This is a genomic window from Campylobacter sp. BCW_6461 (assembly GCF_001762735.1).
GTDB lineage: Bacteria > Campylobacterota > Campylobacteria > Campylobacterales > Campylobacteraceae > Campylobacter_D > Campylobacter_D jejuni.
In genome coordinates, this window is sequence record NZ_MJXJ01000023.1 from 259,641 (window position 1) to 281,630 (window position 21,990).

Genomic DNA, 21,990 nt, shown 5'->3' on the forward strand with positions numbered 1-21,990 from the left:
TAAAACAAACTCCTTAAATCCAAATTTATTTAATTACTCCAAACATTTTGAAGTTTATTTTCCATATTCTTTCTTCTATTTAATTCTTCATTAGCTAGATACTTATTGAAGTTATAAGCATCTTTTTGTAGCTCATAATTCTTTTGCGCCATCTTTTGCTGATTATAAGCACCATATAAAGCACCAGCACCGCCTAAAACATTTCCTAATCTATCAAAATTAGTTACTTTATTTGCATCAGAACTTTTAAATAACCAATCTCCAAAATTACTAAAAGAATTTTTTAATCCATTTAAAAAACCACCACTGCTACTTGCTAAATTTGGAGTAAAATTGCTTGTTTTCATCAAAGTATCTGCAAAGCTAGAGTCTAGTCCTGTACCACCTTTTAAAGCTGTTATAAAATCCATAATTTCTCCTTTATACTAAACTTAATAATTCTTTGCCTAGATCTATCTCGCTAACTTCGCCTTTTTTTAACTTATCGTTAAAATCACTAGTTCTTACATTATTATTTGCACTTGATAAATCTTCAGCTTTTTTGGCATTATTTGATTTTCCGACCAAATTAAGCAAGGTTTTCCAGCTGTCAATATTACCTTCGCCTAAACCATTTAATTTTGTTGCAAGTTCTGCCATAGCCTTTAAATCCGCATCAGGATAGGCTTTTCTTAACTCGCTTTCTACTTGTGCGTATTTAGCGATTAGTGCATCTTGCTCTTCTTTGTCTTTTTGCTTTTTATCAAGCTCTTCAAGCCTTTTTAATTTCTCATCAAGTCCATCAAGTCCTAATTCTTTTAAATACTGCTCTCTTTGTAATTCTTGTTCGCTTGGCTCTTTTTTTGGATTTTTTAAAGCTTCAAGCTCACTCATTAAAGCATTTAATTTGTTGTCATTTTCACTTTTATAAGCTTCAAACATCGCCTTATAATCAGGCTCGTTCTCATTAGCAACCTGCATAGGTTCATTATCTTCTACTTGCGTAGGTTCATCGCCATTATTAGCAACTTGTCCTTTATCATCATCTGTTATGACATTTATTAAATCTTTTAAAGCATCATTTTCCATCTTCTTCATCCTTTATTTTATTGATTAATATGTCCAAAAAAGCCATAGTATCTAAAGCTTTTAACCTTAACTCTTTCTCATCGTTATTTTTTGCTATATAAAAGCATTCGCTATATTTTGCTTTGATAAAATCTATTAATTTCTTTCCTCCTTTAGTTTTAGATATATCGCTTTTAATTTCAATATTAAGCATTAGTTTCTCCTTGCATTTGTGGATTAATATCTTCATTATTTTCAAAACCAAACAAGCTATTTACATTCTTTACTCCTAAAATTGGTAATAACTCTTTAGTAAGTTCTTTACTAGCATTTACAATCCCATAAGCAGAATTTGCATCACCTATACTCATATACATTTGATATAATTGTGAAAACACTTGCATACTAGCTTGAATTCCTGCTCTTCTAACTTCTTTATTCATGGCACCTGTGCCAGTTTGGATTTTAAATCTAAAACTAGGGATATCTTCTCTTTGATAACCATTGAAAAAACTATCTTCGCCATACTTAAAAACAAGCATTGCAAATCTATCAAATAAAGGCTCTATAAAGGTTTCATTATACTGTCTTATATAATCAGCACTTCTTCTTCCGCCTTCTTGTGCTTTGATACTTATTTCTGTTGCGGTTTCATTATTTGCTGTTTGAGCCCCATTGTTTTGAGGACTAATCCCTGTAACTTCTGTAAGTTCGCTTTCTAGAAGTTGCAAATTCATTCCTGCACTATTTACATTTGGCGGTGGTAATATCTGCACTCCTTTTGGATCATCTGCACTAATTGGCTTTCCCAAAGTTTCTATATCTTCTCTACTTATCCCCATTGATTTGGGTACGATTATTTTAGGCATAATGTGAGATCTAACCGCATCTATTAAAAGATTTCTAGTTATATTAATTTCATCTTGCAAAGGCATAGCAGAAGACATTATAGGCTCTCCATAAGCACTTATATAGTCTTCGTTATCTATCTTTTTAAGTTGTGGTAACATTGAACCCCAGACAAAAGGTTGACCATCTTGTAAAGCAACTTCATTTCTAAGTAAATTATTTTCAAATAAAGTAGAAACCACCCACTCATCATCGTTTCTTCTTTCGTAAATATCATAAAGCTTTACTTTTTTATACTCATCATCTTCATCAAAAAGCTTTTCAATTTCAATTTTTTTATAAAAACCTAGCTTTTGTCTTTCAAGGATTTGATTATATGTTAAGTAAATTTCATTGACTATATATCCTACATCCTCGCTATTTAACGCATTTGGATCAAAATAAATACTATCAATATCCACTCTTTCAATTCGTGGCATTCCTTTATGCCAAGTAACCTTAGCGATACTCGTTCCCACAAGTAAAACATCTAAGAAAAGCGGTTGAAAAATCTTAAACATATTTATTTTACCGCTGTAAAAATCAATTGCATTCTGCCATAGCTCTATAATCGTATCATCGCTATTAATGTAAGTTTCAATATCTGCCATTCTCTCACTATTAAAATATACATCATTTAAGCTAGTGATTAAATACTTTACCTTAGCGTTTATTTTTGGTATGTAAATACTTGATTTATTTCTTTTTCTTAATTTTTGCATTACCTTATTTTCAAGTAAATAAGCATCTTGCAACTCTTTAAAGTGTGGTTTGTAATTTTCATATCCACTTTTACTTTCGCTAATGAGTTGTGTTAAAAACGACACTCTCTCATCATTAGTTCTTTTTGTTTTCATTCATAATTCTCCATATTGTTGTTTTGCTTAAATTTGTTATTTTTAAAATATCTTTTTCATTCACTCCTTTTTCAAATAAAAACTCCGCAAATTCTCTTTTAAATTTCTTTTTAGAAATATTATTAAACCCTGATACAAGCTCTAAAAATTCATTTGCAAGACTTGACTTTATAGCCTCATCGCTTAAATTTGAAAGCTTTTTTATTTTGTTTACATCAATTGCATCATAGATCATTAAAAACTCACCAGCCATCATAACTCCAATCTTCATTAGTATTGTTTCTGCTGTATAGTTTTTCAAAAAAAGTTAATGCCACCGCATCGCTAACATCAGGACTTTTATCATAGTTCTTTTTTAATTGTTCTTTTGAAACTATCTTTAAAAGCCCCTTGTCGCTATACTCATATTCAATCATTCTCATATCTTTTTTTAATTCTTCATCTTTAACAAGCTCCATGTATTTTAAGTTTTTAGCAAATGTAAAATACATTTGCGCTCTTTTATTTAAGTATTCATTACTGGTTGCAGAATTTGCAGAATTTGCCTCAAATACAGGCAAACCATAATTTAACAAGACATCGTATACGCCAACTCCAAGACCGCAAGTATCTATAAAAATACCTTTTGGTTTATCTTCGCTTTGATTGTATTCGGCTAGTATTTTGTTTGCTAATTCTATAGTTCCAAGTTGTGAGTATTTTTTAATCTCATAAATTACAAAACCTTTTCTTTTTGCAAGAACACTCTTATCATCTCCATATCTTGCTACATCAAGCCCCCAAATATTCTCGCCTTGCATTTTTTCAATACTAAAAGAGTTCTTGCTCATCGCATTTTCAATTTCACTTAGAGAAAATAATTCAGCACTCGAGCTATCTATAAACTCGCCATAAATTTCTTGCTTGACAACTTCACTACCTTCTCCGCCTACTTCTTCAATTAATTCTTTAATTTGCTCTTCTTTTAAAAATGGATTATCATAACTTGAGAATTGAAAATGTTTCCAATTCTTATCACTTAATTCTTTTTTGCAAAGTTCATAAAATAGATTTTTTCCTTTAGGAACTCCACCGATAATCGCTCTTGATTTAGGGTTATCAAGCAACATAGGTCTTATAGCGTTATACCAAAGATATTCTCCTTTGCTGCCTTTTAAAATAATTCCTGCTTCGTTTAAAATAACAAGGTCATATCCAAAACCTTCGATATTTTCACTTCTTTCAGCACTTCTCATATGAAGCACTGCTCCATTAATAATTAGTTTCTTATCTTGCACACTCCATGAGTAAAAATCTTTTGGCAAGTTTTTTAACTCAGGTGTAAAATATAACTCGTAATAATTTTGTAAATTTGCTTGTATGGTATCCACCCATAAAACATTTTGTCCTAAAAGCAAGTTTTCGATAACAAACTTAGCACTTCCCCTTGTAAAACCAAGTCTTCTGCCCTTTGCTACAGTTATAAAGCGTGGATTTTTATCATCAAAAACTTTAAGTTGTGCCGGAGTGTAAGAAAAATCGATTTTTAATTTCATTTGATTTCACTTCTTATAATTTCAATTTTTTGAATGTTATCGCTGACAACTTCTTGTTTATCCACATATCCATGTTGATTTTTTAGCAAGAACATACTAACGCTAGGAGTATAAGTGCCGATTAAGGAATGGTTTAAAATATCCATTTCACATTTTTGCTTAGCTTGAGATACAATTTCTCCAAAATCCTTATCCTTCTCCCACTCACCTAAAGTTTGTATTGTAATTCCTAAATACACAGCTAATCCCACTTTTGTTTTAGGTGCAAAAATAATACTCTCCTTAGTTTCTTTTAAGACAACTCTTTCATTAAAATAACTCTCTATTTTTGAAACAAGCTCTTCTTTTGTCATACTTTTGCCATTTGTCATCATTCTAGCCATCAAGCCACCCCTTCTTTAAAATTAAATTCTTTGATTTCTAAGTCTAAAAAAGATTTTTTAAAACTAATAATCTCATAATCGCCTTTTAAAACATTCTTATCGTTTTCAAATAACGCATCTAACACGCATTTTACGATATTGTCCCCATCGCCATGCCTTTTGCTGTTAAATCCTATTTTTAAAGAAAACTCATATTTCTTTTGCTTATCAAAGGCTTGAAAACAGCTAATATTATTTTGTCTTCTAAACTCCATTTGCAAGAGTTTTTTAAAATCTAAATATTTAAGATAATCTTTACATGCAAATTTAGATCTTTGCGTGGTTCTTTTATAAGGAACTGGGTTGCTTTTTAAATCAATTTTTAAAATATACTTTTCCATTTCAGACTTTCTTAAATTTAGCTTATATTTTTAAAAGCCATTTTGACTTTTACTTTCTTTTGAAATTCTTCTTGATTCTCCTTAAAAAATTTTTTCTGCACCTTCTTAAAGTTATTATATTCTTCTTCATGGCTTAAAGATGTATATCCTTTTATCTTATAAGAAGTATTTATATATATATCTTTTCCTATGCGCTCTTGATTTTTAAATATAAAATCTATTAAAGCGTGTTTAAATTCGTTATTTTTTAGCATTTCTCCATCTTCGTAGGTTAATTCTCCAAAATTATTTAGACAAACCAACATATTAATTGATTTTGCTAATCGTTTAAAAAGGTTGCCCTGTCCATCATAACAAACATATGAGTATTTAAAATCACTTTCAAGCAATCTAAAAAATGGACTATTTTTATATTTATTTTTTAACCATTCTAAAAAAATTTCTTTGTCTTCAAAACGCTTTTTAAACTCGATTTCAGCCCTTTTGCAAACTCTTCTTAATTTCTCATAGGTTGTCCCTACGATATTCTCTCTTTCTAAAGTTTCGAAATAAAAATCTAAGAAAGCATGAATATCCTTAACGCTTTTGAGATATCTACCTACAATATCAGTTGCCTGAGCCTTATTAATTTCCAATAAGTCCATTAAAATTTGTATTTTTTCTTGCATTTTTTACTCCTTAAAAGCATCCTAAGATCTTGTCTTTGTTCTCATCTTTCATTCCGTAATACTCCATCAAGCTATCAACCACACTAGGATTGGCTTCTTTTTTTCTGTTAAAACGCTGATTTTTTCTTGCTTCATTTTCTTTAGCGTATTTAAGCCATGTATAAAGACTTCCTGCCACACTTGACATTCTTTTTCCATTTCTTTTCCATTCTCTAGCATCCCAATAGCCTATAAAATCATTAGCCAACTCTTCACCAAAGTTTGTGCCATTTTTCTCATTAAAAGCTATTATTTGTCTCATGAGTTCATTTGCATTTGGGACTTTAAACTCTTTTTTTGCCATTTTCTCTAACTCCTTTTTGCCAAAATCAATAAAGCTCGTCACAAAAGAGGCGTTTTGATTAGAAACGCATTCTTTCTTTTCTTGATTATTTTTTAAATTTTCTAAATTCTCTTTTTTTATAAATTTATTATTATTAATATTTATATTATTTATAAATTTATTATCGTGTGCGTGCGTGCGTGTTTCTATATAATGTAAATTCTCTTTTTTTTCGTTTTCAGTAGTTGATTTTCTGTCGATTGATGAAGTGTTATTTTTAAGAGTTTTGCTTAGCTTTTCATCACTGCTTTTAAGCAAAGATAAAGCTTTGTTAAAATGTTTTTTAATTTGATAATTTTCATCTTTTAAAATCCATTCATAAAAATTTAAAGATCCATTTCTAACCTTTTTAATTTCTAAAAGTCTGAGTTCAATTAATTCTTTTTTAGCAATTCTTAGTCTATTTAAACTAATTCTTTGATTATTTTTAACTTTTATAAACTCTCTTAAATAGATTTCACTTACAATCGTTTTTTCACTAAGCTTTGCTAATTGAATATACAATGCTAAAGCATCAACACTAAGACCACCATAAGCTATAGTGTTTGATAATTTCAAATAGCCTTTTCTCTCTCTTAGGCTTTTACGCCCCAAAGCTACATCAAAACTTGCTATAAAATTTAGTATCACCAACTCTCCTTTATGTTATAATTTAAATTAAAAAGGTTTTTTATGTTTAATTCTTTCTTATCCGAAATGCTAAAAACCGCCACTTTAGAAAATTTGTTATATTTTTTAATAGGTGTTTTATTTGGTTTAAGTATCCGTCCTTTGTTTTTATATTTAACTAAAAAACAAAAACTAAAAAGAGTTTGTATTAAAGATATGAAGCTAGAAAACGATTTGACAAAAAGACTATATCCTAACTTAGGATATAAATTAGTTACAAAAAAAACTCCTTTTGAAATGGTTTTTAAAAAAGATAAATTTAAATACATTATTTGTCCTCACTACCGTGATAAAAAATGCGTTTTAGATAATGATAAATGCAAGATATTAAAATCCCAGCCGAAATACCAGCCACTAGAAACAGTCTAAAATGCAACATCATCAAAGTAAAAATAAATAATCCTATTATTTCAAATACCCTATCAAGCATTAATCATCCTAAAAGATTTGCCAAATTAAAAAATAAACTAAAAAAACCTATTGAAAATCTCGCTATAAAAGCCATTTTTTAACCTTTAGCTCAATCACTTTCATTCTCTATCCTTTCGCTTTCTCCCACGCTTAGGTATGTTTATAAGATTGCTACGAACATCCACCCAAAATTCATGAGGTATTCCGTAGAGTTTTTTAAACTCTATTTGTTTTTTGAAACTTGGGCGTGATTTATTTGTTCTAATCTTTTTAACACTAATAACCGTATAGTGATTACTCAATATTTTTGTAAAATCAAAAAAATCTATTTTTTTCATAATGAAAGTATAAAATAAAGAAACTTAATAAATATTTAATTATGTTTCTAATTATGGAACATTATTTGCTTGAAAAAAGTGTATAATTTTTATACTAAAAAAGGAGAGAATATGGGAAGAAATGGAGATATATTCGATTTTCATTTTGATACTGAAAAATTTAAATTTTATTTAAAAAATAGAGATAAAAAAGTTACATATCAAGATTTGATGGAAATTTTATATAAAAATGGCATAGAAAGCTCAGAAGCAACAATAAAAAAATGGTTGATGTCTAAAGAAGATAATAAAACAAAACCTAAACCACAATATATAAAAATTTTATGCAATGCATTAAATATTCCCTTTAACGAAGTGATATTGCAAGATGTTTTTAGAAATGATAATCAAATTAACTTCAGATATTTTCCAGATATTTATGCAAGTGCAGGACTTGGAACCTCATCTCAAAGTGAAGAAGTTAAAATAGTTTCCGTTGATGAAAATTTTCTAAAAGAAATTTTAGATATACCTATAAAGAAGAGTTATGATATTATAAAAATTAATGGCGACAGTATGGAACCTATTTTATCTAATGGAGATTTTATTATTATAGATAGAAGTAAAAATTCACTTGAGACTATTTCAAATGCAGATATTGTTATTTTTAGAAAAAATGATGATTTGTTTTGTAAAAAAATTAAAAAAGAACCTTTTGAAGATTATATTTTTTTAGTTTCTGAAAATAAAAAATACGAGGATAAAAAAGTAGATAATAGCGAATTTGAACAATGCGAGATCTTAGGCGCTGTAGTATCAAAAATGGCGATTGAAACCTTTAAAAATTTTATAGAAGTTGTGGGATGATTAGGTTTAGAGACTTTAAAATAATAAAAAGGATAACCAATGATAGAGCAATTAAATAGACTTCCTATAGACGATATTCAAAAATTAGCTTCAATTTTAAACATAAACATTGAAAATAAAAATAAAACAATTATATTAGAATTGATTAGTAAAGAATTAAATAGAAAAAATGATACAGAGCAATATGAAATATTAAAAAATATTTTTAGTCAAGGAAAATTTGAATTAATTATCTATAAAGCAGAAGGATTATTTAAGCCAGATCAAATTAATAGTTTTATTTTTCCTAAAAATAAAAATACTCTATTTACAGACGCAATTGAATATTATTTTAATTATGAAAAGTGCTATTATGTTTGTTGTATAAAAAAACATTTAAACAATAGTAATTTATCTCCAACACAAGCCTTGAAACAAATAAAGAAAAACGGAATAGATGGAAGTATTTGTATTACACACAATGATATTAAAGAAATCTTTAGTATATTTATAGGAAATAAAAATTTAAAAAAGAATTTTAATTTAAATCAACATGAAAGTATGATTTTCTACTCTTCTCACTCTACGAGCAATCAATATCTATCTACAAATTGTAAGTTAAGTTCCAATAATGAAAAAATTAGCAAAAATAACAAAATAGATAACAATAATACGATTGACGATTTAACAATACATAATCTTATAAAAAAAGAAAATGACAACAAAAGAAAGTTATTGGACTATTTTGTTGTAAATTTTCCTAACAATTTTATTAACGCATTAAAAGATGTAGGAATTAACTTGTGTTTTAAAAAAGATACAATATTTATTCGCTATAATTTTATTTTAAAAATAAATGGAAGTGTTTTTATTAAAAATTACGATACAGATTTAGACGATATAATAAAGATATCAAAAAGTATAATTGATTTAAAAAATGAAATTAGTAGAAAATAAATTATTAGAATTAATCAAACAAAATGGCAATATTGTTAGCGAAAGTGATTTTATAATGCTAGAGCAAAGACTTGATATAGATGATAAAGATTTAAAATTTGCTTTTAAAGAATTAATCAAACAAAATAAAATTATGAGTGTTTGGGTCAATCCAAATACTCATTTATGTGTTAATAAAAAAGATTTCGAGCATTATGAAATAGGATATAGTGTAATTTATCCAAAATATGACTTAGATGAGTTATGGTTATAAAATAAAACCTTAAAGTAGATGATTAAAAAACGAGTTAAGCTAAATGAAAAAACTTATAATCTTACCATTGTTATCCACTCTAGCCTTAGCTGATTATACACAATACAAACCAAGTGAAGATTTTGCTAAGTATTTTACTAAGCAAAACTGCTCACAAGTTTTAGATAAATTCTATTATCTAAATTGCTATGATTATAATTATAAAGGCACTAAAGCCGTAGCTTATAGATTAGAAGCGGATAATTTAAAAGGTGAACAAATCAAAAAACGCCCACGCTTTGAAGATGATACAAATATACCTAAAAAATACCGCACTACATGGAGTGATTATAAAAACAGCGGTTATGATAGAGGGCACACTCTTTCTAATGCTTCAATGAGAAAAACAACTCAAGCTCAAAGAAGCACTTTTTTAATGAGTAATATTACTCCGCAAAATCCACAGATCAATCAAAGGGTTTGGAACAAGATTGAAAAAAGAGAAAGACAAGTAGCTTTAAAGCTTGGAAGTTTAGAAGTTTTAAATTTGGTTAATTATGATAATAATCCACAAAGAATAAGAAATCAAATTGCTATTCCAAGCTCTTATATCAAGATTATAAAAGGTAATAATTTTAAAGAATGCTATAAAGTTCCAAATTATGAAGTCGATAATTTAAGTATAAAAAGATATAAGTTTAATTGTGATGGATAATAATTTTTCTTACGAAGAAATTATTGCACAGCTAAATAAATGTGCTGAAAAAAAATTAAAGAAAGAATTATTAAAATATAAGTCAAAAGACTATTTTATAGAATATCTTAAAGAAATATATTTTTCTATACCAGCTAAACCAAGAAAGGTATTTATATCAAAAGAGATCAAGGAAAGAGTTCTAGATAAAAAAATACGGAAAGCAATCAATAACATAGAATATAAATTAAAGAAAGGAGAAGATGTTAATTCTTTTCTTAGCAATAGACATGACAATAATGATAAAATGTTATCTTCTTTTGGAATACACCATTTTCATTTAGGAAAATATAATCAAAATGAACAAAAATATGAGAGAACTGGTGAATTATTGTATTGTTTTTTGCCATATTATAATGATAATTTAATATATTTTATAGATGTATTGCCTCATGGCTATTGGTATTATCAAGAGATGTTTGATATCATACAGAAAAATTGGCCCGATGTTCTTCAATATACACAATCTTTTACTGTGAAAGATATATCAGAAAAAGACATTAAAAAATTAAGAAAATATAATATTAATTTTATACCTTCCTTAAAATCAGGTGAACTTGTTTTTTCAAATTTTGGATATATGTCTAATGGGGATCCTACATATGTATGTTTATGTAAAATGAATATAAGAAAACAAATAGAACATATTTATAAAACATACCATATTAATATTAGTGATACAGAAATTATAGACTTTGAAATTAATAATAATTTGATATTAAAAAATATAGCTATTAAAAATAAAATATCAGGCAAAATAGATTTATATAATTTTTAATCAATACCCCATCAACCTTTTATATCCATCGCATTAATCCTTCCAATTTTCTAAAAATGTTTTTAAGGATTTTTTTGGTTTTTTATACTTATATAGCCAAATGCTAAAAAATAAGCTTAAAACAAATGGTGAAAAGAATAATACATATTTAATAAAAATCTCTAAATCACTTACTTCTATAAAATTACTAGGCACATAACCTAATTCTAAATTATCGCTAACGGGTTTAAGTGTTACATATTCTGCATTTACATAAGTTACTAATCCATAGCCAATTAATATAGAGTAAACTAAAATTGATACAATAAACATTTTTTTAAATTCAAAAATTAAATGGAATGGATTTGTGGTTTTAATTAAAATAAATTGCAAAACAGTCAAAGCAATCAAATAAATAAATGTTGCAAAACATGCTTCAAAAAAAGCTTCAACTTTATCATATCTCCACCAAAGATTAAGTCTATCCCATGTTCTCTCAAAATTTTCCATGTAGTCATTTTTTGACTTTAATTCAACAATATTATTACCAGCTAATAGAAGATGTTTGGTTTCACCTTCTATTAAATCTCCTATAATCTGTGGTATTTTATTTGTTAATATATAATAATTACTTTTAAGTTCTTGGGTATATTTTTCAAAATCTTCATATATAAATTTTTCTCTTTCATATTGAATTTTACTATATTTATCATCTTTTATCATTAGAATAGAAATAAAAACCACTAAACTTAAAAAAAATAAAACAGCCATTAATCTTTTTAACATTATTTAAAATCCTTATTTTTATTTATTCTTAAAAATTATATCACAAATATTTTTTAAAAAAGTTTCTAATTAATATACTAAATTAAATTTTAATTAAGTTTCTTTATTATATACTTTTATCAACAAAACAAAAAGGAGAAAAAATGAGTTTTATAGATTTTTATTTTGATAGAGAAGAAAAAAGAATTTATAACCAAACAAAAGAATTAATTACAAATGAGTTTGAAAGCAAAGAGAATTTAGAAAATATATTTGCAAACTTGCAAGATTTTAAAAACTCTTTGGAAATAAGCTTAGAAGATGATGAAGAAATATCTATATCTTTACAGGCTTATGGAGATGAATTTATGAGAAATGCTTATGAGCTTTTAGATAGAGTTAGAAAATTCGAAAAACACTGCAAAAAGCTTTTTTAAAAGTTTAACAAGTCCTTTAAAAAAGGGCTTTCTTAAGCTTTTGACCGCTTGAAAATTAAGCTTTACTATTGCGTTGATAGTTCTGTATAGCGGAAGGGTTAGCAAGTTATCCATAAACTTGGCTCGCTATTATTGTTTATAGTGCTATTTTTAAGGTTTTCTTGCACTTTAAAAACGACAGAAAATCAAGAGTTTAAGAAAAAGAAAGTATAATTATAAAGTTTAAGTTGCTAACTTGTCTCGGTGTTGAGAAAGGAGGCTCTAAAATGTGGGATAAAATTTTAACAATTTTAATCTTAATCTTAGAGCTAATTAGAGAGCTTATAAAACTCTAATATTTTTTAACACAGATAAATTTTAACTAAATCCGCTTAGCATAAACTTAAACGATTATACAATGCCGAGACTTGCGGATTTACTCGGCTTTTCTTAAACTCCTTTAATGCTTAAATGGGGCAACTTTTACAAATTAACTACTTGAGAATTTACCTTTTTGTTTTATTTCCTATTCTAAAGAACTCAGTTGTCCCTTTTAAGCATTAATCTAAAAGGAGAAAAAATGAAAGCTTATCACACAAAAGAACAAGTCATCATTAAACTTAGCAAAGATGAATATAGAAAAGAAATGAAGCTAAATAAGTCTTTAAAAGATGAAAATAAATCTTTAAAAACTGAAATTTCTAATCTTGAAAATGAAAAAATAGAACTTTTAAAAGAGTTAAAAGATCAAATAGAAGCAAATATGAAAAATATAAAAGAAATTAGCTCTTTGCAAAATAAAATTTATGAGCTTCTTTATATAAAAGAAAGGTCGAAACTATGTTCCTAAATAGTAAAAAAAATGAAAAAATAAGATATTTAGAAAAAGAAATTCAAAGGCTAAAAGGTGTAATAGCATTAAAAGATACTGCTATAAATGAAATTTCATTGAAGCTAGAAGAAGAAATTAAAATCAATGTAAAACTTAGTAATTTTCGTATAAAAATACTTGATGCTTTAGGGCTTATAGGCGTTTTTAAAAATGATGATAAAGCTATTAAAGAAGTAAAAAGATTAAAGGATAAAGAATGCAAATAACATCAAAACAACAAGAAAAAATAGTTTTAGAACTATTATTAAAAAATGGAATTATAGATAATTTCTATTGCATTGATAAAAGAATTACTACAAGGCTTGGAGCTTATATTTATAATCTTCGAAATAAAGGTTATGAAATAGAAACAGTTAGAAACAAAGAAACGAGAAATACTTTTTATATTTTAAAAAGCACTCCAAAAATAAAAAAGGCAGGATAAAATGAATTGCAGAATAATTAACTTAGAACAAGGTAGCCATGAATGGTTAAATTTTAGAAAAGGAAAAATAGGTGCATCGATGGTAGCATCTTGCGTAGGTATCAAAGGTGCTTTTAATTCCAAAGAAGAAGCAAAAGATATCATCTTGGGACTTAAAGAAGTTTATCAAAATGAAGCTATGAAAAAAGGCAATAACTATGAAGCTTTGATTAGAGCTAGAGTTGAGTTTTTACATTCTGTGAGTATCACTCCTGTAGTTTTGCAAAGTCTAGAAAATGAAATGTTTATAGCAAGTTTAGATGGTATTGATGAAAATGGGGTTGTTTATGAGTTTAAATATTCGCAAGATGAGTATGATTTTATCAAAAGAAATAAAAAGCCAAGTGATAAATACTACGCTCAAGTGCAATTTCAACTCTATATCAGTGGTAAAGAAAAATGCATTTTTGTAGCCATGAATAAAGAAGAAGAGATTGTAGAGTGCGAAGTTTCAAAAGATGAAGCTTATCAAGAATGGTTGGTTAAAAATATAAAGCAATTTATATTAGATTATATCATAGATCAAAAAAGTGAATATAAAGAGCTTGAAGATACTAAAGCAAAAAATCTAACGATTGAAATTATAAGGCTTGAAAACACGATTAAACCTATTAAAGAAAAGCTAGAAAGTCTTAAAAAAGAACTCATAGCCTTAGCAAATGGAGAAAAAGCAAGATGTTTGGATATTACAATTTATCCGCAAAGTAGAACTACAATTGATTATAAGGGCTTTTTAGAGCAAAAAAATATTACTGTGCCTAAAGAATTTTATAAGGAAAGTACTTCAATGTGTTTAAAAATCAAAAAAGGAGCATAAAATGAGTAATGAAGTTGTATTAAAAGAAGAAAATAAATTAGAAATAAATTTTAATCCTTATGAGTTGGCTTTGGTAAAAGGTGATTTATCAAAACTTAGTGATGTAGAACGAGCGAGTTATGTTAAAAATCTTTGTGAAAGTTTAAGCTTAAACATGCTTACAAAGCCTTTTGAATACATAGTATTAAATGGCAAACTTACTTTATATGCAAATAAATCAGCAACAGATCAGCTAAGACAAATAAGAAAAGTAAGTATTACAAAAACAGAGGTGGCACAAGTTGGCGATATTTATATGGTTACAGCCTACGCAGCAACACCAGATGGAAGAACTGATTGCGATACAGGTGCTTTAAATATTAAAAATTTAGGTGGCGATAATTTAGCAAACGCAATAATGAAAGCTATCACAAAAGCAAAAAGGCGTGTAACCTTAAGTATTTGCGGACTTGGAATGCTTGATGAGAGTGAATTAGAAACAATAAAGGAAAAGCGATTTTTAAATCCAAATGAAGATTTAAAAGTTTGGGGTAGTGATGAAAAAGCTATAGAAAATAAAGCAAAAGAGATAAAAGCTTTAGGTGCTGAACTTAGAAAATTTATGAGTGATAATGGTTTAAACACCCAAGAGCAAAACAATTTTATAAAAAAACATTCTTTATTTACAAGTGAAAAAATACAAGAAGTTCTAAGTAATAAAGATGAATTTTTAACACAATTAAAAGGAGGATTATAATGTTACCAGCATTTAAGGCAAGTTTTGAAGTGGCAAATTATTCGCCAAGCGTAGAGTATTTAAGTGAAGGTGGGCTTTATAGCGGAGTTTTCCGCAAAGCCTTTTTATATGATAAATTGGCAAACGATGGAAGCAATAATACTTTTATTTGTTTTGAATTTTTAACCAGAAAAGAGCAAAAACTAGCTATTTTTAATCTTTTTGTAGCTAAAAATAACGATTTTAGCTATATCAATAAAAATGGAGAAAAAGAAAATTATTTAGGATTTAGACAATTAAATGCTATTATGAAATTCTTTGGAATTGATGAACTTGATTTTAGCGAAAAGGGAAATGAGAATGTTTTTGGGGTGCAGACTGAAGTTATTTATCTAAATTCTTTAGTTAATAAACTTTTAGTTTTAGGTTTTGGAACAGAAGAATATTTAAGTAAAAATGGAGAACTTGCTAACAAAATCTTTCTTGATAGAATTTTTAATGAAAAAATGCAAAGCATGGATGAGTTTCAAAATAATAAAGAGCCTTTATCTATAAAATCTTTTAAAGCAAGGCATAAATCTTTAAATAACGACAATAATAAATCATTTATTCCAAAAGAAAATCAAAGCTATAATCCTTATGGAAATGAAGTAAAAAACAATAACAATGAAAAATATATCGAAATAGGAGATGATGATGAAAGTTTGCCGTTCTAATTATCTTGAAATTGTAAAAATCGTTCCATTTAGCGAGAGGAGAAGTTGCTTTTGTCATTTTTTAAGAAGCAATGGGATTGCAATTGAAAAAATAAATTATAAAAATCACATAAGTAAAAAAGAACTCAGAAAGGCTTACAAAATTTACAAAAGTAAGCCAAGCGGAAGAAATTACTTTCATGAAAAAAAGCTTATTATTAAAGCTTTTGAAGATGTTGAAAAATTTTTAAGGAATAAAAATGAAACTAAAAGACTTTGATTTTAGAATTTGGGATAATACTGAAAAGAGATATCTTAATGAAATAGAACTTCATAAATATGACAAATCTCCTGTAGAAGCAGGAGCCACATTTACTGAAACTGACAGAATTAATGAAGTAGAGTTTGTAAAGAATAAGAATGATTTAGAGATAGAGTTATTTACAGGCTACTATGATTACAAAGGTAATAAAATCTATATAGGAGATATTATAGAATGCTTAGTATTTACTAATGAAAAAAATTCAGAAATATTTTATGAAATTATTTGTTTTGATATGGAGTTGGGATTGTGTTCTAAATTATCTAATGGAGATGGTGGGTACTTATTTGACCTTCGTAGACATAAAAATAATAAAACAATTGAAGATGTATATGTCGTAGGCAATATACACGAAAATAAAGAATTATTGAAAGGATGAAGATGAAAATAATTAAATATGGAAATGATGAAGGAATTGTGTTCGACAATGGCAACTCATTGTGGGACACTTATAGTCAAAGTTGTTGTGAATACAATTACGCAGAGTGGGATCAATTAGAACCATCAGCGTTAAATTATGACTTTGATGAAGAAAGTTTTCAACTGGTGCCAAATGATTATGGTTTCAGATTTGGAGATAAAAACAGAACATTCTTTATTCCTTGTTACTCGGAACAAAATGGAGAGTATAGTTATAGGATAACAATAATATATGAAGACAAATCTGGGAAAACTTTAAAAGAAATAAACACTGAATGCGAGGGAGCTGAGGAGTAAAAATGAAACCAAATTTATATAACGACCATTTTCAAAATTTTAAAAGATATAATATACCAAAAGCACAGCTCGTAATAGCTGATATTCCTTATAATCTAGGCAACAATGCTTATGCTTCATCTCCTGAATGGTATATAAATGGGGATAATAAAAATGGAGAAAGCAAAAAAGCAAACAAGGCGTTTTTTGATACAGATAATGATTTTAGAGTTAGCGAATTTATGCACTTTTGCTCTAAAATGCTTATAAAAGAACCTAAAGAATGCGGTAAAAGTCCTTGCATGATTGTTTTTTGCTCTTTTGAACAACAAGCAATGTTAATTGAAGTAGCTAAAAAATATGGCTTTAATCATTGTATAAATTTGGTTTTTAGAAAACAAAGCTCATCTCAAGTTTTAAAAGCAAATATGAAAATAGTTGGAAATTGTGAATATGCTTTAATCTTATATCGTGAAAAACTTCCAAAATTTAACAATGATGGAAAGATGATTTATAACTGCATGGATTGGCAAAAAGATGAAGGTATTCCTAAAGTACATCCCACACAAAAGCCTATTAAATTGCTAGAAAGATTAATCACTATTTTTACAGATGCAGGTGATGTTGTTATAGATCCATGCGCTGGAAGCGGAAGCACTCTTTTAGCAGCTACAAATTTAAACCGCAAAGCTTATGGCTTTGAGATTAAAAAAGACTTTTTTAAAAGTGCTAATGAAATTATGTTTAAACATATAGAAAGAAGTCTATTTGCTTAAGTAAAATTTTGATAAAATAATAAAAGAATAATTATTAATAAAGAAAGAAATACATGTCAGAACAAACTTATGAGTTAAGATTTGAATATTTTAATGAAGAAAATGCTACATTATTTTTCCAAAAAATTACAGATTTTTTACTAAGTATTGATAAGTTGAATAATTCATTAGTATCTGTTTTTGGTATAGAAATTGATATAAATATTCAAATTAAATCTATAGAAAAAGGCTCTATAAGAATATGGATTGCTGAAAAACTTAACAAAATAAGCGATGATGATATAAAACATTATATTAGCAATCCGAGAGAATTACTTGCTGATTTGCTTATAAAATCTAAAAAAATGATTTTAGAGAAAATACAAGATAAAAAATGCCAAGATATTCCAAAAGAATATAAAAACATTATAGAAAAAAGCGACTTAAAAGATTTTGGATACAACAATAATGAAACCAATCTATTAACCTGTGTATCAGATCTAACACATAAAGCAAAGGAGTTTAAACATAAACCTATGATAATATTTGAAGAAAAAGTATATGGAATAAGTGAAACATTTGATTATAACCCAAAAACAGCTGATGGAGTTAAGGAGCAAATAAGTAAAATGCAAGGTGCGTTTATAATAAAAAAGCCAGATTTAACCGGAGAAAGTAAATGGGAAATTATTAACGACAAGGTTATAAAAGTTAAAATCAATGATGAAAATTTTAAAAACAAACTCAAAGACAGAAGTATAAAACTATCTTACGGGGATAAGATAAAAGGCGTTTTAATTTCTAAAACCTATATTAGCAAAGATTTGGAAGTTTTAGAAAATGAATATTTTTAGAAGATATCAAAGGCATTATTGAGCCAAGTTATACACAAGAAAAAAGTTTATTTAAATAAAGGAGAATTAATGCAAAACTTAGAAAAATATAGAAAAGAAATATTTAAAAATGAAACTTCAGCAGGTGATGAAGGTGTTATAGCAGAAAGTATAGATATAGTAAATGATAAGTTTGGACTCAATCAAGAACAAATGCTACAAGCCCTTAACTTTTTATATAGTATAAAAGATAGTTTTTTAGGAAGAACAAAAAAAGAACCATCAGATAATATAGTAAATGAATTATCTTCTAAGATTATAAAGTATCTAAGACCAACATTGATTGTGTCAGAAAAAGAATTTAAAGAAGAAATTGATAAACTTTTATTAGATTATGGCTTAAAAATAGATATGCAAGAAATAAACCCTTATGAAAAAATATATAGTATATACAAAGAATGGCAATTAGAAGATGATGATAATTTGTTTTTTAATCTAAAATCTGTAGGTATGTGGATAGAATGGTTTAAAGATAGCTATAAATATATATTTGATTTACATTTTTCCACAATAGAGAAAAAAAGCAAAGGTAGTTATAATATACAGATTAAAATACCAAACGAACTAAAAGATAAATTAGAAAGAAAAGCAGAAAAAGCTGGAGTATCTTTAAACCAGTATATAATGTATCTTTTTATTGATAATATTAAAAACGAACGGATTTAAAATCCGAGCGTTAATCTAATTTCAATGCTATATCATTATTATTTCTATGAAAAAATAATTAAATAGTATTGACTAATCATTCATAATATAGTATTATTTCAATATTTAAACATTGAAAAAGGATTATATTATGAGTAATTTAGTTTATTCTTTAAATGGCGGTTTGGTTACAGACCAAAATAAAATTTCTACAATATCTAAAGTAGATATAAATTCCATACAAAGACTTATCAGAAATTACAAGCAAGACTTAGAATGTTTTGGGAAACTAGGCTTTGAACTTCAAAAAATAGCAAAGACCAACAAAAAGATTTATTTCTTAAATGAACAGCAAGCAACGCTACTTTTAACTTATATGAAAAATAGCGAAAGTGTTAGAAATGCTAAAAAAGTTTTAGTTTTTGCTTTTTATAAAATGAAAGAAAAACTTAAAAACCTAGAACAAGAACAAGAAAAAGCTAGATTTAAAACCCTAAGCGATGAAAATCAAAGACTAAATTCTTTAAATCATCATCAAAAAATCGGCTACAAATCACAATTAGCACAGCAAAAGGAAAAATATGAAAACAAAATCAAAGCCCTAAAATACGACCTAGACCATAAAAACGAGTTAAGCTTTAAAAGAAAGCTTAGTCAAAAAGAATTGCTTGAGCTTAGAAAAATACTTGCTCGTGATTATGGAATGATTTGCATAAAAGAATGGGAAATGAGTTTATTTGCCGAAAAAATAGGTAAAGATACTGTTTTTGAAGCTGTTTTAAATAAATTAGAAAAAGAGCTTAAGTATTGGAAAAATTATGATGAATTTGAAGAAAAATGGAAAAAAATATTAAGGAAATAAGATGGGAATTTTAAAAAGACTTGATGAAACTATCATTATCGAAGATGATAGAAAAAGTGAAAAAGAATTAGTTGAGTATTGCATTTTAGAAGGTATTTCTTTAAATAATGCAAACTTGGAAAATATAAATTTAAGTGGATTAGATTTTAATAATGCATTTATAAATGGAGCTAGTTTTAAAAATGCTAATTTAAATGATATTTCGAGCAAGAATGCATCTTTTATAGATTGCGATTTTAGTGGAGCAAGTTTCCATTTTTGTAATTTTCTAAGAACAGAATTTGAAAATTGTATATTTGAAAATGTAGATCTTAGGGACTGTATAGGAGATATGAAAAATATCTTTAGTGTTGTCGTTGATACCTATGTTATGACTTTTACAAAAACTATGATGAATTTAGGTTGTGATACTAAAACAATAAAAGAATGGCGTAATTTAAGTGTTAATGATTTAGAAGATGAAGAACAGAAATGGCTTTGGAATTATTACAAGGATACTATTTTTGAAATTATAGATAAAAGATTAGGAGTTGAAAATGGTTAAAAAATATTTTAGAGAAAAAGAATTGAGCGAATATTTAGGAGTTAGTATAACATCATTATTTAAGTTAAGACAAGATGGTAAAATACCTTACATTCGCATAGGAAAATCCATAAGATATGAAATAAAAGAAATAGAAAAATGGCTTAAAGCTAAGAGACATTAAAAGCAAAACTCACAAAGAGAGTTTAAGTAATTTCCATACCATTGCATAAGTTTTACTCTTAAATCAATTGCCTTGGCTCTGTTGTAAGCCCTTTCTATTTCATTGCCGCTTATATGATGTAATATCATTTCTGCTATATCTTTACTAATACCTTGCTGAATTAACTCATTGCTTTTATTAGTATAAACACTTCTAAAAGTAGAACGATATCCATGTATAGTGTGCTCTAAATTATAAAATTTAAAAAATCTTACAGCAAAATTCTCGCTAATAGTTCCATTATTATTAGCGAAAATATACTTTTTATCTCCATTTAAAATTCTTTGAATTTCTAAAACTTTTAATGCATATTTATTTAATGGAATAATATTATCACCATTAGTTCTTACTTTCATTTCATCTGCTTTTATAATCCAAAGATTGTTTTCAAAGTCAATATCACTCCATTTAGCAAATCGAATATTTTTACTTCTTTGTGCTGTTAAAAGCGTAAAATAAATTGCATTAATTATAGTTGTATTTGTCCGTGGATGATTTTTATATTCTTTCATACATTCTAACATATTTTTTATTTCTTGTTCTTCTACTATAGCTTTAAAATGTTTAACTTTATTGTGATTTGCTTCATTGTAAAATTTCTTTAAATCTTTCAATTGAAGTATTATATCTGTTTTTAAGTCACCTCTTTGTCTACTAATCTCAAATATCCTACATAGCAAAGATATATTTTTATTTATTGTTTCGTATATTCCTTTTTTCTGCATTAAATCATAAATAGGTAGAAAATCATCTTTTTTCAATTCATTTATATCTTTTTGTCCCAAAGTTGGAATAATATATTTTTTAAAAATTGACTGTTCTTTTTTGATTGTAGCTGAATTTAATTTTTTAGATTTTATATCAACATAAAGAAAATTTGCTTTTTCAAGTGTCATAACCTTATCATTTTTGCCGATAAATTTTCCATCATACATTGATTTTAAAAGATCTTTTGCTTTTTCTCTTGCATTTGTAACATTTAAAACACCTTTTTGGCATTCCCCTATTGTTATAAAATTTTTAAATTTTGAAGCTCTTAAATAAAAAACTTTTTTACCTGTTGGATTAACTCGGACATATAATTCTTTTGGTTCTCCTACGCTAATCATATACCTTTTATCTTTTATTTCTAAATTGTCTATATCTTTTTGAGTTAGCATTAAAAAAACCTTTTTTTAGTATTTTTGTAGCCAGAATTAGCTTTTTTACTTTGGCTACATAAATG

At 26.9% G+C, this 21,990-nt stretch carries 35 protein-coding genes; 22 read left to right on the forward strand and 13 right to left on the reverse strand.

Annotated features, from left to right (window positions below; genetic code table 11):
• Window positions 1-29: 29 nt before the first annotated feature.
• From AJ882_RS06380 to AJ882_RS06425, 10 genes are read right to left on the reverse strand one after another with little or no spacing between them, the layout of a single operon-like run.
• On the reverse strand, window positions 30-410 hold the full coding sequence (locus AJ882_RS06380; protein ID WP_044258278.1) for a hypothetical protein: 381 nt from the start codon (window positions 408-410) through the stop codon (window positions 30-32).
• 10 nt (window positions 411-420) lie between these two features.
• Window positions 421-1,068, reverse strand: a complete 648-nt coding sequence (locus tag AJ882_RS06385; RefSeq protein ID WP_002791793.1) for a hypothetical protein — start codon at window positions 1,066-1,068, stop codon at window positions 421-423.
• Window positions 1,058-1,261 (reverse strand): hypothetical protein, encoded by a 204-nt coding sequence (locus AJ882_RS06390; protein WP_002875072.1) that lies wholly within the window; start codon window positions 1,259-1,261, stop codon window positions 1,058-1,060. Before AJ882_RS06390 ends, AJ882_RS06385 begins: the two co-directional genes overlap by 11 nt.
• Window positions 1,254-2,792 (reverse strand): hypothetical protein, encoded by a 1,539-nt coding sequence (locus AJ882_RS06395; RefSeq protein WP_032593207.1) that lies wholly within the window; start codon window positions 2,790-2,792, stop codon window positions 1,254-1,256. The genes AJ882_RS06390 and AJ882_RS06395 overlap by 8 nt, the downstream gene beginning before the upstream one ends.
• The gene (locus AJ882_RS06400; protein WP_002781524.1) at window positions 2,773-3,045 is read right to left on the reverse strand and encodes a hypothetical protein; all 273 of its coding nucleotides are present in this window, start codon (window positions 3,043-3,045) and stop codon (window positions 2,773-2,775) included. The genes AJ882_RS06395 and AJ882_RS06400 overlap by 20 nt, the downstream gene beginning before the upstream one ends.
• Window positions 3,035-4,327, reverse strand: a complete 1,293-nt coding sequence (locus AJ882_RS06405; RefSeq protein WP_070279696.1) for a terminase — start codon at window positions 4,325-4,327, stop codon at window positions 3,035-3,037. Before AJ882_RS06405 ends, AJ882_RS06400 begins: the two co-directional genes overlap by 11 nt.
• Entirely contained in the window at window positions 4,324-4,710 is a 387-nt protein-coding gene (locus tag AJ882_RS06410; protein ID WP_052791614.1) for a terminase small subunit, read from the reverse strand. The genes AJ882_RS06405 and AJ882_RS06410 overlap by 4 nt, the downstream gene beginning before the upstream one ends.
• On the reverse strand, window positions 4,710-5,090 hold the full coding sequence (locus tag AJ882_RS06415) for a hypothetical protein (RefSeq protein WP_002788333.1): 381 nt from the start codon (window positions 5,088-5,090) through the stop codon (window positions 4,710-4,712). Before AJ882_RS06415 ends, AJ882_RS06410 begins: the two co-directional genes overlap by 1 nt.
• A 17-nt stretch (window positions 5,091-5,107) precedes the next feature.
• The gene (locus AJ882_RS06420; protein ID WP_002871222.1) at window positions 5,108-5,758 is read right to left on the reverse strand and encodes a hypothetical protein; all 651 of its coding nucleotides are present in this window, start codon (window positions 5,756-5,758) and stop codon (window positions 5,108-5,110) included.
• Between the two features lie 10 nt (window positions 5,759-5,768).
• Window positions 5,769-6,770 (reverse strand): hypothetical protein, encoded by a 1,002-nt coding sequence (locus tag AJ882_RS06425; protein ID WP_052805132.1) that lies wholly within the window; start codon window positions 6,768-6,770, stop codon window positions 5,769-5,771.
• Between the two features lie 42 nt (window positions 6,771-6,812).
• Here AJ882_RS06425 and AJ882_RS06430 point away from each other — a divergent pair, with 42 nt between their 5' ends.
• Entirely contained in the window at window positions 6,813-7,178 is a 366-nt protein-coding gene (locus tag AJ882_RS06430; protein ID WP_002874369.1) for a hypothetical protein, read from the forward strand.
• 161 nt (window positions 7,179-7,339) lie between these two features.
• Here the strand turns inward: AJ882_RS06430 and AJ882_RS09720 are convergent, their stop codons facing one another.
• Complete coding sequence (locus tag AJ882_RS09720; RefSeq protein ID WP_002826741.1) at window positions 7,340-7,558, reverse strand: hypothetical protein; 219 nt, start codon at window positions 7,556-7,558, stop codon at window positions 7,340-7,342.
• A gap of 111 nt (window positions 7,559-7,669) precedes the next feature.
• On the opposite strand from AJ882_RS09720, the gene AJ882_RS06435 reads away from it, so the two are divergent.
• Genes AJ882_RS06435 through AJ882_RS06455 form a run of 5 tightly spaced genes read left to right on the forward strand, consistent with a single transcriptional unit; the run spans window position 7,670 to window position 11,104 of the window.
• On the forward strand, window positions 7,670-8,404 hold the full coding sequence (locus tag AJ882_RS06435) for a helix-turn-helix transcriptional regulator (protein ID WP_002874368.1): 735 nt from the start codon (window positions 7,670-7,672) through the stop codon (window positions 8,402-8,404).
• A gap of 39 nt (window positions 8,405-8,443) precedes the next feature.
• Window positions 8,444-9,340: a hypothetical protein gene (locus AJ882_RS06440; protein ID WP_002874367.1), complete on the forward strand. Its 897-nt coding sequence runs from the start codon at window positions 8,444-8,446 to the stop codon at window positions 9,338-9,340.
• A complete protein-coding gene (locus tag AJ882_RS06445) occupies window positions 9,321-9,593 on the forward strand; it encodes a hypothetical protein (RefSeq protein ID WP_002795981.1) in 273 nt (90 codons plus the stop codon). Before AJ882_RS06440 ends, AJ882_RS06445 begins: the two co-directional genes overlap by 20 nt.
• Before the next feature lie 43 nt (window positions 9,594-9,636).
• Window positions 9,637-10,287 (forward strand): DNA/RNA non-specific endonuclease, encoded by a 651-nt coding sequence (locus AJ882_RS06450; protein WP_002874366.1) that lies wholly within the window; start codon window positions 9,637-9,639, stop codon window positions 10,285-10,287.
• Complete coding sequence (locus tag AJ882_RS06455; protein ID WP_002874362.1) at window positions 10,280-11,104, forward strand: hypothetical protein; 825 nt, start codon at window positions 10,280-10,282, stop codon at window positions 11,102-11,104. Before AJ882_RS06450 ends, AJ882_RS06455 begins: the two co-directional genes overlap by 8 nt.
• Before the next feature lie 33 nt (window positions 11,105-11,137).
• Here the strand turns inward: AJ882_RS06455 and AJ882_RS06460 are convergent, their stop codons facing one another.
• Complete coding sequence (locus AJ882_RS06460) at window positions 11,138-11,869, reverse strand: hypothetical protein (protein ID WP_002861653.1); 732 nt, start codon at window positions 11,867-11,869, stop codon at window positions 11,138-11,140.
• A 143-nt stretch (window positions 11,870-12,012) separates the two neighbouring features.
• Here AJ882_RS06460 and AJ882_RS06465 point away from each other — a divergent pair, with 143 nt between their 5' ends.
• From AJ882_RS06465 to AJ882_RS06540, 16 genes are all read left to right on the forward strand, one after another.
• Entirely contained in the window at window positions 12,013-12,285 is a 273-nt protein-coding gene (locus tag AJ882_RS06465) for a hypothetical protein (RefSeq protein ID WP_002874359.1), read from the forward strand.
• A gap of 559 nt (window positions 12,286-12,844) precedes the next feature.
• The gene (locus tag AJ882_RS06470; protein WP_002874357.1) at window positions 12,845-13,114 is read left to right on the forward strand and encodes a hypothetical protein; all 270 of its coding nucleotides are present in this window, start codon (window positions 12,845-12,847) and stop codon (window positions 13,112-13,114) included.
• Window positions 13,105-13,362 carry a hypothetical protein gene (locus tag AJ882_RS06475; protein WP_002865124.1) on the forward strand — a complete coding sequence of 86 codons (258 nt, stop codon included), beginning with the start codon at window positions 13,105-13,107 and terminating at the stop codon, window positions 13,360-13,362. Before AJ882_RS06470 ends, AJ882_RS06475 begins: the two co-directional genes overlap by 10 nt.
• The gene (locus tag AJ882_RS06480; RefSeq protein ID WP_002874355.1) at window positions 13,353-13,580 is read left to right on the forward strand and encodes a helix-turn-helix domain-containing protein; all 228 of its coding nucleotides are present in this window, start codon (window positions 13,353-13,355) and stop codon (window positions 13,578-13,580) included. Before AJ882_RS06475 ends, AJ882_RS06480 begins: the two co-directional genes overlap by 10 nt.
• 1 nt (window position 13,581) lies before the next feature.
• Window positions 13,582-14,436, forward strand: a complete 855-nt coding sequence (locus AJ882_RS06485) for a lambda-exonuclease family protein (RefSeq protein WP_002874354.1) — start codon at window positions 13,582-13,584, stop codon at window positions 14,434-14,436.
• A gap of 1 nt (window position 14,437) precedes the next feature.
• A complete protein-coding gene (locus AJ882_RS06490) occupies window positions 14,438-15,172 on the forward strand; it encodes a hypothetical protein (protein WP_002874353.1) in 735 nt (244 codons plus the stop codon).
• Window positions 15,172-15,867: a hypothetical protein gene (locus tag AJ882_RS06495; protein ID WP_052805131.1), complete on the forward strand. Its 696-nt coding sequence runs from the start codon at window positions 15,172-15,174 to the stop codon at window positions 15,865-15,867. The genes AJ882_RS06490 and AJ882_RS06495 overlap by 1 nt, the downstream gene beginning before the upstream one ends.
• Window positions 15,848-16,126, forward strand: coding sequence for a hypothetical protein (locus tag AJ882_RS06500; protein WP_002874351.1), 279 nt, complete (start codon window positions 15,848-15,850; stop codon window positions 16,124-16,126). Before AJ882_RS06495 ends, AJ882_RS06500 begins: the two co-directional genes overlap by 20 nt.
• Window positions 16,107-16,547, forward strand: coding sequence for a YopX family protein (locus AJ882_RS06505; RefSeq protein WP_002801610.1), 441 nt, complete (start codon window positions 16,107-16,109; stop codon window positions 16,545-16,547). Before AJ882_RS06500 ends, AJ882_RS06505 begins: the two co-directional genes overlap by 20 nt.
• A 2-nt stretch (window positions 16,548-16,549) precedes the next feature.
• Window positions 16,550-16,885: a hypothetical protein gene (locus AJ882_RS06510; RefSeq protein ID WP_002874350.1), complete on the forward strand. Its 336-nt coding sequence runs from the start codon at window positions 16,550-16,552 to the stop codon at window positions 16,883-16,885.
• A 2-nt stretch (window positions 16,886-16,887) separates the two neighbouring features.
• Window positions 16,888-17,640, forward strand: coding sequence for a DNA-methyltransferase (locus AJ882_RS06515; RefSeq protein WP_070279698.1), 753 nt, complete (start codon window positions 16,888-16,890; stop codon window positions 17,638-17,640).
• Window positions 17,641-17,693: 53 nt separating this feature from the next.
• On the forward strand, window positions 17,694-18,473 hold the full coding sequence (locus AJ882_RS06520; protein ID WP_186820454.1) for a hypothetical protein: 780 nt from the start codon (window positions 17,694-17,696) through the stop codon (window positions 18,471-18,473).
• Window positions 18,474-18,542: 69 nt separating this feature from the next.
• The gene (locus tag AJ882_RS09670; protein ID WP_224385547.1) at window positions 18,543-19,178 is read left to right on the forward strand and encodes a toxin-antitoxin system HicB family antitoxin; all 636 of its coding nucleotides are present in this window, start codon (window positions 18,543-18,545) and stop codon (window positions 19,176-19,178) included.
• Between the two features lie 130 nt (window positions 19,179-19,308).
• Window positions 19,309-20,019 carry a Rha family transcriptional regulator gene (locus AJ882_RS06530; protein ID WP_052789479.1) on the forward strand — a complete coding sequence of 237 codons (711 nt, stop codon included), beginning with the start codon at window positions 19,309-19,311 and terminating at the stop codon, window positions 20,017-20,019.
• 1 nt (window position 20,020) lies between these two features.
• Window positions 20,021-20,563, forward strand: coding sequence for a pentapeptide repeat-containing protein (locus AJ882_RS06535; protein WP_070279700.1), 543 nt, complete (start codon window positions 20,021-20,023; stop codon window positions 20,561-20,563).
• Window positions 20,556-20,726, forward strand: coding sequence for a helix-turn-helix transcriptional regulator (locus AJ882_RS06540; RefSeq protein ID WP_002864902.1), 171 nt, complete (start codon window positions 20,556-20,558; stop codon window positions 20,724-20,726). The genes AJ882_RS06535 and AJ882_RS06540 overlap by 8 nt, the downstream gene beginning before the upstream one ends.
• On the opposite strand, the gene AJ882_RS06545 is transcribed toward AJ882_RS06540, so the two are convergent.
• Window positions 20,723-21,925 carry a tyrosine-type recombinase/integrase gene (locus AJ882_RS06545; RefSeq protein WP_032593176.1) on the reverse strand — a complete coding sequence of 401 codons (1,203 nt, stop codon included), beginning with the start codon at window positions 21,923-21,925 and terminating at the stop codon, window positions 20,723-20,725. The two genes, AJ882_RS06540 and AJ882_RS06545, sit on opposite strands and share 4 nt — an antisense overlap.
• Window positions 21,926-21,990 lie beyond the last annotated feature (65 nt).